Annotated in this window: 13 protein-coding genes; 6 read left to right on the top strand and 7 right to left on the bottom strand. The window is 64.0% G+C overall.

What is annotated here, in order from left to right:
• Positions 1–3: 3 nt before the first annotated feature.
• Genes KXD96_RS17365 through KXD96_RS17355 form a run of 3 tightly spaced genes read right to left on the bottom strand, consistent with a single transcriptional unit; the run spans position 4 to position 3,013 of the window.
• Positions 4–1,362 (bottom strand): MCE family protein, encoded by a 1,359-nt coding sequence (locus tag KXD96_RS17365; protein ID WP_260738074.1) that lies wholly within the window; start codon positions 1,360–1,362, stop codon positions 4–6.
• 4 nt (positions 1,363–1,366) lie between these two features.
• A complete protein-coding gene (locus tag KXD96_RS17360; protein ID WP_260738072.1) occupies positions 1,367–2,176 on the bottom strand; it encodes an ABC transporter permease in 810 nt (269 codons plus the stop codon).
• A gap of 51 nt (positions 2,177–2,227) precedes the next feature.
• Positions 2,228–3,013: an ABC transporter permease gene (locus tag KXD96_RS17355; RefSeq protein ID WP_260745424.1), complete on the bottom strand. Its 786-nt coding sequence runs from the start codon at positions 3,011–3,013 to the stop codon at positions 2,228–2,230.
• A 716-nt stretch (positions 3,014–3,729) separates the two neighbouring features.
• On the opposite strand from KXD96_RS17355, the gene KXD96_RS17350 reads away from it, so the two are divergent.
• Both KXD96_RS17350 and KXD96_RS17345 read left to right on the top strand, forming a co-directional pair.
• The gene (locus KXD96_RS17350; protein ID WP_260738071.1) at positions 3,730–4,122 is read left to right on the top strand and encodes a limonene-1,2-epoxide hydrolase family protein; all 393 of its coding nucleotides are present in this window, start codon (positions 3,730–3,732) and stop codon (positions 4,120–4,122) included.
• Positions 4,123–4,186: 64 nt separating this feature from the next.
• Positions 4,187–5,398 carry a TetR/AcrR family transcriptional regulator gene (locus KXD96_RS17345; protein ID WP_260745423.1) on the top strand — a complete coding sequence of 404 codons (1,212 nt, stop codon included), beginning with the start codon at positions 4,187–4,189 and terminating at the stop codon, positions 5,396–5,398.
• 62 nt (positions 5,399–5,460) lie between these two features.
• On the opposite strand, the gene KXD96_RS17340 is transcribed toward KXD96_RS17345, so the two are convergent.
• Complete coding sequence (locus KXD96_RS17340; protein ID WP_260738069.1) at positions 5,461–5,982, bottom strand: hypothetical protein; 522 nt, start codon at positions 5,980–5,982, stop codon at positions 5,461–5,463.
• Positions 5,983–6,243: 261 nt separating this feature from the next.
• Between KXD96_RS17340 and istA the strand changes: the two genes are divergently transcribed.
• Together istA and istB are read left to right on the top strand one after the other, a co-directional pair.
• Complete coding sequence (gene istA, locus KXD96_RS17335; protein ID WP_260737107.1) at positions 6,244–7,794, top strand: IS21 family transposase; 1,551 nt, start codon at positions 6,244–6,246, stop codon at positions 7,792–7,794.
• Positions 7,791–8,606 carry an IS21-like element helper ATPase IstB gene (istB, locus tag KXD96_RS17330; RefSeq protein ID WP_260737101.1) on the top strand — a complete coding sequence of 272 codons (816 nt, stop codon included), beginning with the start codon at positions 7,791–7,793 and terminating at the stop codon, positions 8,604–8,606. Before istA ends, istB begins: the two co-directional genes overlap by 4 nt.
• 65 nt (positions 8,607–8,671) lie before the next feature.
• Here the strand turns inward: istB and KXD96_RS17325 are convergent, their stop codons facing one another.
• Both KXD96_RS17325 and KXD96_RS17320 read right to left on the bottom strand, forming a co-directional pair.
• Positions 8,672–9,481 (bottom strand): NAD(P)/FAD-dependent oxidoreductase, encoded by an 810-nt coding sequence (locus KXD96_RS17325; RefSeq protein ID WP_260738066.1) that lies wholly within the window; start codon positions 9,479–9,481, stop codon positions 8,672–8,674.
• A gap of 86 nt (positions 9,482–9,567) precedes the next feature.
• A complete protein-coding gene (locus KXD96_RS17320; protein ID WP_260738064.1) occupies positions 9,568–10,320 on the bottom strand; it encodes an AraC family transcriptional regulator in 753 nt (250 codons plus the stop codon).
• A 395-nt stretch (positions 10,321–10,715) separates the two neighbouring features.
• Here KXD96_RS17320 and KXD96_RS17315 point away from each other — a divergent pair, with 395 nt between their 5' ends.
• Both KXD96_RS17315 and KXD96_RS17310 read left to right on the top strand, forming a co-directional pair.
• Positions 10,716–11,477, top strand: a complete 762-nt coding sequence (locus KXD96_RS17315; RefSeq protein WP_260738063.1) for an SDR family NAD(P)-dependent oxidoreductase — start codon at positions 10,716–10,718, stop codon at positions 11,475–11,477.
• Positions 11,478–11,725: 248 nt separating this feature from the next.
• On the top strand, positions 11,726–12,757 hold the full coding sequence (locus KXD96_RS17310; protein ID WP_260738060.1) for an alpha/beta fold hydrolase: 1,032 nt from the start codon (positions 11,726–11,728) through the stop codon (positions 12,755–12,757).
• A gap of 15 nt (positions 12,758–12,772) precedes the next feature.
• On the opposite strand, the gene KXD96_RS17305 is transcribed toward KXD96_RS17310, so the two are convergent.
• Positions 12,773–13,555, bottom strand: a complete 783-nt coding sequence (locus tag KXD96_RS17305) for an SDR family oxidoreductase (protein ID WP_260745422.1) — start codon at positions 13,553–13,555, stop codon at positions 12,773–12,775.
• Positions 13,556–13,560: the final 5 nt, after the last annotated feature.

Here is a 13,560-nt window from a genome sequence, read left to right as displayed (position 1 = left end):
CAATTACGGTGGTGGCGCCGGCCCGGGTTCGGCCGGCGGTGGGGCCGGCGGTGTTCCCGGCCACAGCGGCACTCCGCCCGGGCCATACAGCGCCGCGCCATACGGTGGGCCCCCGGGATTCGGGCCGATTGCCGGCCCGGGAATGCATTGCCGGATCGAGGGTGGCTTGGGCACGGCGCGCGTCACCGGGAAGTAATCGGCCCAGCACGGATGCCCGATGCCGGGATTGGGCCTGATATCGAGCCCGGTTCCCCACCCCGTGTTGGTGACGAGCTCGCGCACCGGGAAGTTCTTCGTGGCATCCGGTAGGGACCCACAACCCGGCCTTCCGCCGGGGCCGCCCTTGGCCGCGACAAGTGGCAGGTTGTCGGGATAGGCATAGGGGTCGTTGCCCAACAACAGCGCGACATCGAGTTGCAGCGTTCGGCCGTCGGCGCCACCCCATGCGGAATAGCCGCCGTTGTCGAGATACCACTTGGTGCCCTGCAGGAAGCAGGTGTACTCGGGGTTGTATTTGAGTAGAAGGTTCGTGGTCGGCTCGAGGGTGTTGACCGAAGTGACGAGATTGTTCCTGCTGTACCCGAGCAGATTGGCTCCGGAATTCGACAAGCCAATCGCGTTGAGCAGCAGGGCGTCCAGCTGCTTTGAGTGATTCACGACGGTGGTGCTCGTCGTGCTCACGGCGTTGAGGATCGTCACGATGTCTTGAGCGGCGGCGCCATAGGTGTCGCTGAAGTTCTTGAGGGATCTCCAGTCTTGGCGAATCGTTTCGCTGCGCGCGTTGAGTGCCCGCAGCACCTGGTTGAGGTCGGCGCCCGCCCTGCCTATCCGTTCACCTTGCCCCCGTACGGCATCGGCCACCGCCGTCAGCACCGCGTTCAATTTGAGCGGATCGACCATGCTGAGTAAGTCGACGACGTTCTCGAAGACGGTGTTGATCTCGGTGCTGACGTTTTTCGAATGCAGCACGGCCCCGGCGGACAGCCGGGAACGGCTCGGCTTCTGCGGTACCACCAGGTCGACGAACTTCGCGCCGAACGCGGTGGTGGCGCTGATCTGTGCCTCGACATTGGCAGGGATATAACGGATTTGGTCGGGCTCGATCTCCAGCCTGAGGCTGGTTCCATTCTTGTCGTCGCGGATCTGGCTGACCCTGCCGACCTGCACGCCGCGCATCATGACTTTGGCGCCGGTGTCCATTACCAGCCCGGAGCGGTCCGCGGTCAGCGTCACCGGGACGTAGGACCGCAGTGTGCCGCCGAAGGACATCGCCGTCACGAGGGCAACCACGCCGACTGCCGCGAACAGGATCAGCGTCCACCAACCGTCGTGCAGACGGCGCGCAGTCGGTCCGCGACTCATGTCACTAGCTCGCCAGGTGGAAGTTCGGGGATTGGCCATAGATTGCGAGCGTCATGACGACTATCGCGATCGACGCGAGGACCATCGAGGCGCGCACGGCCCGGCCGACGGCTTCGCCCACCCCGGCGGGCCCGCCGTGCGCGGTGTACCCGTAATAGGTGCACACCAGCATGATCAAGAGGGCGACCACAACGACTTCGAACGACGACCAGAGCACATCGGTCGGGCGGAGGAAGGTGTTGAAGTAGTGGTCGTACACGCCGGACCCCTGCCCATAAACCGCCGTGGTGCCGAGGCGTGCGGCCAGGTATGCGGTCATCAGGCCCACGCAAAAGAGCGGGACCGCCACGACCACCCCGGCCACTACCCGGGTGCTCGCCAGATAGCTGACGCTGCGGATCCCAATCACCTCGAGCGCATCGATTTCCTCGTTGATCCGCATCGCCCCCAGCTGCGCCGTGGCGCCGGCACCGACGGTGGCGGCCAGCGCGACCATGACGGTTCCGGGTTGAATCTCGCGGGTGTTGAAAAAGGCGGACGCGAAGCCGGTTAGCGCCTCCACGCCCACGGAAGCGAACTGGTTGTAGCCTTGCACCGCCACGATCGCACCGGTGGTCATGGCCAGGAACCCGACGATGACCACCGTTCCGCCGATCACCGCGAGAGTCCCTACGCCCAAACCCATTTGCGCAATCACCCGCAGCAGCTCGCCGCGGTAGCGCATGACGGCATCCGGAATTCCGGCGATGGCGCTGGCATAGAAGCGTACCTGTGATCCCATCCGGACCCATTCGCCCACAGCGGTTTTCGCCATACGCTGCAACCGTATGGGGCTGCTGGGAACACTGACCGTCATCGGTTCACCTCACGACACCATGAACGGCATGCCGACGGCGGTGACGATGATGTTGATGACGAACAAGACTATGAAGGCGAACACCACGGTCTCGTTCACCGCTCTGCCGACGCCGGCCGGGCCGCCGTCGACCGACATGCCCTTGTAGCACGCGATCAGGCCCGCCATCAGCCCGAATAGCGTCGCCTTGATCATCGAGATGATGACATCGACGGTGTGGGTAAGGGTGGTCAGACCCGTCACCCACGCACCCGCCGAGACGTGCATGAGAAATACGGAGCAAAAGAACGCGCCGATGAGACCCGTCGCAGTCACCACCGAACTCAGGGCCAGCGACACCGTCGTGGCCGCCAGCACGCGGGGTACGGCCAGGGCTTGAATGGGGTTGATGCCCATCACCCGCAGCGCATCGAGTTCTTCGCGGATGGTGCGTGCGCCCAGATCGGCACACATGGCGGTGGCGCCGGCGCCCGCGACCACCAACACCGTGACGATCGGGGCGCTTTGGTCCACGGTGAAGATCGCACAGCCGGTGCCGGAAAAATCCGCGGCACCGATATCGGTCAACAAGACGTTGAAGAGGAAGCCCGAAATCACCGCCCACGGGATCGTCATCAACACGCCCGGCAGCGTCGACACCCTGGCCACGAACCAGCACTGGAACAGGTATTCACGCCACGCGAACGGTGGCCTGAACATGGACACGAAAGTGTCCAGCGTCATCACGAAGAAGTCGCCCATCGCGCGGACGGGCCTCAACGCCGGATAGGTCGGTTGATCGAACACCGTCACCATCGCGCCGTGCACCGCCTGGATTCGATGCTGTGTCGTCGGGTGGAGTTGCTCACGTTGCCCCCCGGGCAGGTGAAGTGGACGAGTGACATTCGTGAGAGTACGCGGCGCGCCGCCATCATGTCCATAGCCAATACGCTTAGCGCTCGCTGACTGACGCGTAAATAACCAAGCAAAACCCTACAAGTGTCTAATGATGTACCTTGCCAGTACCGTCGAGCTGCGCGCTGGGTCCCTGGGCCACGTCGGCCGGACGACGCACTCGTAACCAACTAAAGCCACCGGGCGGGCGCGGTCTGACCGCGTGGCGGACGCTGCGCTCCAAGTCGCATGGCTTGCGTCTCGACGATCTGGTCGCCCCGCCCCGCCCCGCTTCTGGAGCGACAACACCGCCTCGCCAAATGTCGCGGTAATCGACTGCGCCGCAGGGGCATTTCGGTGCCGTAGCAGGTGATACGCACCTTCGGGTTCGAGATGGCGGAGTGCGGTTTGTGGGTCACCGGCGGGGCGTCGGTGTAGATGGTCTTGGTGGCCCGAAGGGGAAGCGCGCGTTACCGAGCGGGGACAGACGTGCGCGGGGTGGAGCTTTATGTCTATCAGCGATATGCCTAGATCTTGTGAAATCCGCAGTAAACAGCGATGTTATAGCGCATTTATCGGCGATAATGTATCTTGATAATCCGATATCGCTGCGTGACATCTGAGGAGGAGTCATCCGGATGGCCGATACCAAGGAAGCCAGTGAAGCTCTCGTTCGAGACTTTCTCGGGTCGTGGCAGGGGCGCAGCCTCGACAGCATCTGCCGTGGCTTCGCCGACGACGCGGTCTATCACAACGTGCCGGTCGAGCCGGTCGAGGGCATCGCCGGAATACGCGCGGTGTTCCAAGGGTTCCTGGAGGCGTTCTCGGATGCCAAGCTCGAGATCGTGTCACTGGCCGCCGAGCCAGGGCTGGTGCTCGTCGAACGTGTCGACTACTTCACAATGAACGACGGCCGGACAGTCGTGTTGCCGGTGACCGGCGTGTTCGAGGTCAAAAACGGCGAGATCACGCGCTTCAGCGACTACTTTGACCTCGCGGACTTCGAGAGGCAGAGCGGGATGAAACTGTAGGTGATGTTTCTGGCAGGATCGGTAATTCCGGCGCGTGCGAAGGGAGTTCGAGTCGATGGGGACGATTAAGACCCCGGCCCAACCCGTCAGGCGCCGTCCAAAGGACCGCAAGCAGCAGATCTTGGAGCAGGCCGCTGGGCTCTTCATCGACCGTGGCTTCCATTCGGTCAAGTTGGAGGACATTGCCGAAGCGGCAGGAGTCACCGCCCGCGCGTTGTATCGCCACTACGACAACAAACAGGCATTGCTCGCCGAGGCGATCCGAACCGGCCAGGATCAGTACCAGAGCGCGCGCCGTCTCACCGACAACGCGGCGGAACCGACCCCCCGGCCGCTGAATGTCGATCTGCCGGACCTGATTTCCGCGGCAGTCGCATCCCGGGCGTTGACGGTGCTATGGCAGCGTGAGGCCCGTTACCTCAACGAGGATGACCGGGCGGAGGTCCGGCGCCGCATCAATGCGATCGTGGTCGGCATGCGCGACAGCGTCCTCCTCGAGGTACCTGATCTGAGCCCGCAGCACTCGGAGCTGCGGGCCTGGGCGGTTTCCAGCACCCTGACCAGCCTGGGGAGGCACAACCTGAGCCTGCCCGGAGACGAACTGCAAGAGTGCCTGTACCAAGCGTGCATGGCTGCCGCGCTTACTCCTCCCGTATGCGCGTTAGAGCCTCTCGACGCCGCGCGAGACGACCCAGATGTGTTGTTCTCTCGCTACGAAACGCTGCTCGCGGCAGGCGCACACCTGTTTCGTGCGCAGGGTTATCCGGCCGTCAGCACCAGTGAAATCGGGAAAGGCGCCGGGATCGCGGGCCCCGGACTGTACCGCTCGTTTTCCTCCAAGCAGGCGATCCTGGATGCACTCGTCCGTCGTCTCGACGAGTGGCGGAGCCTGGAGTGCATCCGCGCGTTACGCGCGAATCAGCAAACTCCGCAGCGGCTGCGCGGACTCGTCGAAGGCCATGTCCGAATCAGCCTGGACGCTCCGGACCTTGTTGCCGTTTGCGTCACAGAACTGTCCCACGCCTCCAGCGAGGTGCGCGACGGCTATGTGAGAAACCAAGGCGATCGTGAGGCCCTGTGGATCGACCTCATCGGGAAGCTGGTCCCCGAGACCAGCGTTGCCCAGGCGCGACTCCTTGTCGCGGCAGCGATCAGCTTCATCGAAGACGTAGCTCGTACCTGGCATCTCACGCGATATAGCGGGGTCGCGGACGAAATCACCGCCATCGCGCTATCGATCCTGACAAGCCGCTCCGAATCCCCCAAAACGCACTGAGGTTGCCTTTCCCGCCTCGGCCGGCCCGACCGCCCGCGATGACAATCGGGCCACGGCTCGGATCACGCGCGAACCGGCCGAGATTGGTGGGCGGATGAGGAGCTCGGCAGCAGCGCTTTCACGACGACGGACGGTCGCATCAGGGTTATCGGTGCGCGCTGCAGGTGCATGACGTCGATGAACTCCCGGGCGACACCCGCGTCCCGCCAAGTCATTTCGGTGACCCTCCCGAGATACCAGCTCGCGAGTTTCGATACCAGCCGGCCACCTCCATTGGAGGAAACCGCGCCGTAGTCCTCTACGGTCGATGTGAACCAGCACTCGTCGAGGAATCGGCTGTACGCAAGATGGAATCGCTTGGCCAGTCCATCGATTCGGCCGGCCCCGGCGGCTGATCGTTGGTCACTGAGACATTGGTCCAGAATGCTCGTCCCGACGGCACCGTGCGACATGCCTTGCGCATAGAGCGGATTCAGCGAGGTGTTCGCGTCGCCGACGACGACCAAGCCCTCGGGCGCCGAGGCCAACTTGTCGTAGTGGCGGCGCAGATTCGCCGGGAATCGCCAGCGATGGACCTCTTCCACGCAGGTTGCCCCGCGCAGGGCTTCGTACAGATCGGGGACCGGCAGCCCCTTCGTCCAATCGAGGAAGCTCTCGATATCTGCCCCGGCGTAGTCACTGTCGGCTGCCAGGAATAAGGGACCAGCTCGGCGCCGGTTTTGCCATGAGCATGGGACCACCCGATTGCCAGTGATGGGACCATCTGGCTAGCTGTTTTGCCAGTTATGGGACCACCCCGGCGTGGCGTTGGGGGCTTCCGGTTGCTCGGCCGCTGTATTGGCCGAATGAGCTACCGGGAGGTGTCGGTGATCGAAGTCAGGGAGATGCTGCGGTTGTGGCTGCAGGGTCATGGGTTGCGCGAGGTGGCCCGGTTATCGGGCACGGACCGCAAAACGGTGCGCCGGTATGTGGACCGCGCCCGCGCGTGCGGGCTGGACCGTGACGGCGACGGGTGTCAGTTGACCGACGAGCTGTTGGCGGCGGTGATCGCCGGCGTGCGGCCGAGTCGGCCCAACGGCAAGAGCCAGGCCTGGGAGACCATCGCCGCCCAGCACGAGCAGATCAAGGCGTGGCTGAAGCAAGACTTGACTCTGACGAAGGTGCACACGCTGCTTGGGCGTCGGGGCGTGGTGGTGTCGTATCGAACGTTGCATCGCTATGCCACAACGGAATTGGGGTTCGGGATTCGGCAGGCCACGGTGCCGGTGGCCGATTGCGAGCCCGGTGCTGAACTGCAGGTCGATTTCGGTCGGCTCGGAATGCTCACTGATGCCGCGGATGGCCGCCGGCGGGTAGTGCAGGGGTTGATCTTCACTGCGGTGTATTCGCGGCACATGTTCGTCTGGCCGACCTACCGGCAGACGCTTCACGAGGTGATCGCCGGGTTTGAGGCCGCGTGGGCATTCTTCGGCGGGGTGTTCGCGGTGGCGATCCCCGACAACATGAAGGCCATCGTCGACAAGGCTGATGCGACCGATCCGAAACTTAATGACGCCTTCCGCGAATACGCTCAGGCGCGGGGCTTCGTCGTGGACCCCACCCGCATCCGCAGCCCGCGCGACAAGCCTAGGGTTGAGCGCTGTGTCCAATATGTTCGGTCGAATTTCTTTGCTGGAGAAGACTTTCGGAATCTGAGTGACTGCCGGGCACGAGCCGAGCAGTGGTGTGGGCAGGTGGCGGGGATGCGGATACACGGCACCACTCGGCTGCGCCCGGCCGAGGTATTCGCCACCGACGAGCTACCCCACCTCAAACCGGCACCCGACGAGGTGTTCGACATCCCGACCTGGAGCCGGCCCAAGGTGGCTCCCGATCGGCACGTGCAGGTCGCCAAGGCGCTCTACAGCGTTCCCGGTGAGCTGATTGGGCGCCGGCTGGATGCCCGGGTGGATGCGCGCACGGTGAAGCTGTATTGGCGCGGTGAGCTGATCAAGGTCCATCCGGTCATGGCGCCAGGACGCCGCCATACCGACCCCGCTGATCTACCGGCCGAGGTGTCGGTCTATGCGATGCGAGATATCAACACCTTGCAGCGCAAGGCATCCGCACACGGGCAGCATGTCGGCGCCTACGCGGCGGCGGTGCTGGAGCATCCGCTGCCGTGGACCAAGATGCGCCAGGTCTACCGACTCCTGGGACTGGTGCGCCGCCACGGCGCCGACGCGGTCGATGACGCCTGCCAGCGCGCGCTGGACGCCGAGGTCATCGACGTCGGGCTGATCGAGCGCATGCTTACCCGCGGTGCCGGCGCACAGCTGCCGCTGATCCCGAACCCGCCGCAGGCGTCGCGGTTCGTCCGCGCGGCCACCGACTTCGCGGTGCGCAGGCCCTCATGAGCACAACCCGCCGCCCCGATGCCACCCCCGCGGTCAAGCCGATCGAGGTGTCTGCAGACCTCAAAGCGCTGATGCGCCGCCTCAAGCTCGGCCGCCTGCTCGACACCCTGCCCGAACGGCTCGCGCTGGCACGATCGAATCGGCTGCCACACCACGACTTCCTGGAAATGCTGCTAGCCGATGAGGTCACCCGCCGCGACCGCGAGTCCGCCGCCCGCCGCGCCAAGACAGCACAATTGGATCCGCAGATGCAGCTGCAGGCCTGGGATGACACCGCCGCGGTCAGCTACGACCGCCAACTATGGGCAGAGTTGACCTCGCTGCGGTTTCTGGCCGACGCCTACAACGTGCTCATCATGGGACCGGTCGGAGTCGGAAAAACGTTCCTGGCCAACGCATTAGGCCACATCGCCGTGCGACGTCACCACAGCGTGCATACCGAACGCGCCGACAAACTGTTCAAACGCCTCCGCGGAGCACGGCTAGACGGCAGCTATGAAGACGAGATGCGCAAACTACACCGCGTCGAGCTGCTCATCATCGATGACCTCGCGTTGCACCGGCTTGAGGCCACCGAGACCAATGACTTCTACGAGCTCATCGTGGAACGCCACCGCACCGCATCAACGGTCATCACCAGCAACCGCGAACCACCGGAGATCCTCACCATGATGGCCGACCCACTCCTGGCCCAGTCGGCGATGGACCGGCTCCAATCCGCGGCCTACGAACTCGTCGTCGAGGGCGAGTCCTACCGGCAACGCCAGAAACCCCGTCCTCGAAAGCCGGTCAATTCGGACCAGCCGAATTGACCAGCAGCCAGGTCATCAGTCACCATCACCCCACGGCCAGCAACCGGAAACAACCGGTCCCATGCTCATGGCAAAACGGTGGTCCCATCACCCTGGCAAGCGACATAGTCACCCTGCCAGCCGAGGAGGGTCACAATCCAGCGGCCACCTTCGGTAGGCAACAGCGCCGCGGTGCGGGTGGCAGGAGGTCTGGAGTGGATCAACAGCGCCTTCCAGTCACGGGCGCTGTCGGGTGGTGTGAAAAGCGTAGTGGAATACCCGATATCGACCTTGAGCTCGCTGACTTCGGGAGATCCGAATCCGTGCGAATTTAGGTGCCGAGGGGTGTCGGAGTTGCGCCCGCTCGCGTCGATGACCAGGTCCGCCTCCAGGAACGTCCCGTCGGCGAGTTCTACGCCCGTGATGCGACCGCCGCGTGCCCCGTAAGCCTGCACCTTGGTGTTCTCCAGCATCGTCACGTTAGGCACCTGCATCAGCCGCTGGCGGATGTAGTACTCGAGGAAACCCCTAGTTTGGCACAGCATGGTCAGCCCACTGTCGAAACGCTTCTTCCATCCTCCGGAGTGGTACCAACAGATGTCGTTGGCCATGTCGACTTCCACCGAGCCCTTGGCGAGTAAGTCGGTGGTCAGTCCCGGGAAATAGTGGTTGAAAACGTTCTGCCCGCCGCGCAGCAGGATGTGGCCGTGATGCGACTGAGGCACGCCTTTTCGCCATCGCGGTTCATCCGGTAGGCGATCCCGGTCGATGCTGGTCACCGAGTCGAAATGCCTTGCAGCAACGGCGGATGCGACCATGCCTGTCGTGCTGGCGCCGATCACGATGGCATGCCGCCCGCCAAAGCCGCCGTAGCGAAGCGTGTCTTTCCCAGTCATGATCGAAGTGTGCAAACCGTGGCGGCGCGCCGTCTTGGATGACCTTGCGCTGTTCTTGGTATGGGTTTGCGCTCAGCGGATGGCTGCTAGTGAGCCGAGGCCAGCTTGCGTAACTCCGCGGGTGTCATGTCGAATGCGCGCTTGACCGACTTGGTCATATGGCTCTGGTCGCAGAAGCCGGTCGCACCAACGACTTCCTTCAGCGCCATGTCACTGTGCAGGATGAGCTGACGCGCCCGCTCGAGGCGCCGTTGCTGAACATAGGCGTGTGGCGGACCGCCGAAGCGTTTCTTGAATAGCCGGGCGAAGTGGTACTGGCTCATCCCCGCGATTCGGGCAAGCGAGCGCAGGGACAGGTCTGCCGCGAGATTGCCTTCTATGTACTCGGCGACCTGGCGCGCTTGCACGGCGCTCAGCGCGCCCGGACAACTAGCAGGCGCGCGCAGGCGCGTCTCAGCGTGGTATCGCAGCATGTGCACGCACAACTGCGTCAGCAGCGCCTCCTTGTAGAGCGCACCTCCGTAGGCGACTCGCCGCAACTCGGCTGCCAAAGCCGCGATTCCGTGCTGGATGACGGGGTCCTTGACCTGGAACGCCTCGCGAATCGCAACTCTGTCGACGTGGCGGTCGAAGACCTCCGACGCGAAGTCGGTCAGGCGGCGCTCGTTGAGATACAGCACCGTCGCCTGGAACGATCTGCTCCATTGCCATGTCGACTCATAGCCGGGCCTCAGGATGGAGAAGTCCCCAGGGCTCATGTGTGTCCGGCTGCGAATAGCGCCGCATCGCAGCGCGATCTGCGCCGGGGTGTGCCAGGCGATGACGGCGATATCGCGCAACGGCGGAACCTGGGTGTGGCGCGAATGAAAATGGTAGACACGTAGATTCGCCCCTGGTAACTCGCCGTCGTGAGTGGCTACCAGGCACTTTGCCGGAACTAGTCGATCCACCCCCGTAGCATCCACGTCCTCGAAACCCTTGGGGGTCATCGTACCTCCGAACTGCTCCAGCCCCAGCTGCGCTGGCGCTGAGGCGCGATACACAGAGTGTAGATCCGCCGAACCCCGTCTTGACCGAATCGTGGCATATTCGCGCTCTCTGGCTGAGCTCCGGCCAAAGGTGGGATGCGCTTGCGCGTCATGTTGTACGGCCTTGCTAACCCGTATGCAAGGCTCCGACTCGAGGTTAACGTCAGGGATGCCTTTTCCACAGGATCTCGACCAGGACGGCGATCGTGAACGAGCGATATTTTGGCAAGACGGTGTTGGTGACCGGGGCCGCCTCCGGCATCGGCCGCGCCATCGCGTTTGCCGCTGGCCGCGAAGGCGCCCGGCTGATCCTCGGTGATGTCCAGCATGATCGGTTGACTCAAACCGCCGCGCAGTTGAGGGCGGACGGTGTGGCGGTCTATCACGCAGGGTGCGACGTATCGAACACCGCTGAAGTCGACGAACTCGTTAACCGCGGATCGGACGAGATCGGGCCGATCGACGTAGCATTCGCCAACGCCGGCGTCCTCGGGACCCCCGGGGACGTGTGGACCTACCCGGAGGACGAATTCACCAACATCCTCGATATCAACGTCGCCGGCACCTGGAGAACCATCCGGGCAGTCCTGCCGGGAATGATCGGGCGACGGCGCGGGATCATCGTCGCCACGGCATCGGCGGCCGGTGTCATCGGGCCCGCGGGGCTTCCCGCGTATGTCGCGAGTAAGCATGCCGTGGTCGGCCTTGTGAAGTCCACCGCCATGAACGTGGCGCCCTACGGCATCCGAGTCAACGCTTTCTGTCCGCACATGGTCGACACCCCGATGCTCGACAAGGTGACCAACGAGACTCCGGGCCTACGTGAATCGCTGGACCAGCAGACCCCGCTCGGGCGGGTGGCGACATCGGAAGAGGTGGCCCGTTCCGCACTCTGGCTGGGATCGGATGACTCGAGCTACGTGACCGGTCATCCGCTGCTCGTCGACGGTGGGCTGGTGGCTCAATAGTCATGTCAGACTGCGTCGCAGCCCCCCAAGACTCCTTAGCCGCGAATGTCTTTCGGCGGCACCAGCGACCTCAGAGTCCGTAGTCCGGGACGGGGGTGGGCGGAATGGATATCTCCCGAGCCGATCGGTGTCCATCGACGAGGTTGCCCGCACGCCGGGCAAAGTGGTCATCAAATGAGTTCTGTGACAACGGATTTGCAAATTAGCGATAGCGAATATCGCCGCAACGGCAGAGAGTGAGCGTAAGAATGATTCACAAGAACATCGGTTGCGGCGGAACGCGCATCCATGCGGTGGAGCAGGGATCCGGCCCATTGGTCATTCTGCTTCACGGGTTTCCGGAGTCCTGGTATTCCTGGCGCCATCAGATTCCGGTGCTGGCGAATGCGGGCTACCGCGTGGTGGCGATCGACCAGCGGGGATTCGGAAGATCGTCGAAGTTCCGGGTCAACAGCGCCTACCGCATCGACGAGGTCGTCGCCGACGTCGAAGCGTTGGTCGATGTCTATGGCGAGGACCAGGCCGTGGTGGTCGGCCACGACTGGGGCGCCCCGGTCGCATGGACGTTCGCCTGGCTTCACCCGCAGCGATGCCGAGGTGTCGTCGGTGTGAGCGTTCCGTTCGCGGGCCGCGGCCTGATCGGATTGCCCGGCTGCCCGTTCGGGGAAACCCGTCCACGTGACTACCACATCGAACTCGCCGGCCCGGGTAGGACGTTCTACCAGGACTACTTCTCCGAGCAGAACGGAATCATCAACGAGATCGAAGAAGACCTTCGGAAGTGGTTCCTCGGACTGACGTATACGGTGTCGGGCGAGGCCGTCGCCGCCGCGATCGCCACCGGATCAGTGCCGGCGGATCCGATCGAGGCACTGCGCTTCGGGCCACTGTGCATGGCGAATGGAGCCAGGCTCGACGATGCATTCGTCTGGCCGGACGCGATGCCCGAGTGGTTCACCGAGGACGATCTGGAGTTCTACGTCAACGAGTTCGAACGGGCGGGCTTCTCAGGCGGTTTGGCGTTCTACCACAACGTCGACGCTGGCTGGGAAGTGCTCGCGGACGTCGAGCGTCGAAAGTTGACGCCGCCGGCGATGTTCATCGGCGGCGAGTACGACGTGGCGACGATCTGGGGTGCCGAGGCGATTGCGCGCGCCGACGAGAGGATGTCCGATTACCGGGGCAGCTATCTCATTCCCGGTGCGGGCCACTGGATCCAACAGGAGAAGCCCTCCGAAACCAACCGGCTGCTCTTGAGCTTCCTCGACCAGTTGCCATGACGAGCCCGCGGCAGCTCACCACAGAGCGGCCACCGTTCCGCCGTCGGCAACCTGCGCGGTTCCGTTGACCATCGAGGCGTCGTCTGACAGCAGGAACGCCACAACGCTGGCCATCTCCTCGGGTCCGGCCATGCGGCCCTGCAGGCGACCGATCAGCATTTGCGCACCCCCCTCTCCGAGCGCCTGGTCGAACGCGGTCATCGCGGTCTGCTGCATCGGTGTGTCGACGAAGGCGGGCAGCAATGCGTTGGACCGCACGCCCGCTGAGCGCAACTCGGCGGCGGTGACCCGGCTGAGGTGGATGATCCCAGCCTTGGACATCCCGTACGCCGCGGTGCCCCCCACCCCGACGAGGCCGGCCAACGATGACATGTTGACGATGGCTCCCCCACCCCGCTCGATCATCTTGGGCGCCACGTGTTTGGTGCATAACCACGCCCCGCGCAGGTTAACCGCGATGACGCGGTCGAAGTCTGTCGCCGTCGTGTCGGTGAGCGGAGCGAAATGGACGATACCGGCGTTGGCAACAAGCTTGTCCACCCCACCGAATGCGTCGACGCACGCCTGGACCATACCGATGACCAGCTGCTCGTCGCTCACGTCGACCCGGTGGCCGACCGCGCCACCACCGATCTTCGCGGCGGCTGCCTGGGCGGCATCGCCGTCGATGTCCGCGCAGAGTACATGGCAGCCCTCGGCGGCGAGTCGTTCCGCGACGGCCAGGCCGATCCCGGCGGCAGCCCCGGTTACGATTGCGGCTTTACCAGCAAGATCGGGATACCGGCCAGTCGAATTTATTTGCG

Source organism: Mycobacterium sp. SMC-2, from assembly GCF_025263485.1.
In the GTDB taxonomy this organism is placed as follows: domain Bacteria; phylum Actinomycetota; class Actinomycetes; order Mycobacteriales; family Mycobacteriaceae; genus Mycobacterium.
This window is presented reverse-complemented; position numbering and strand designations above follow the sequence as displayed.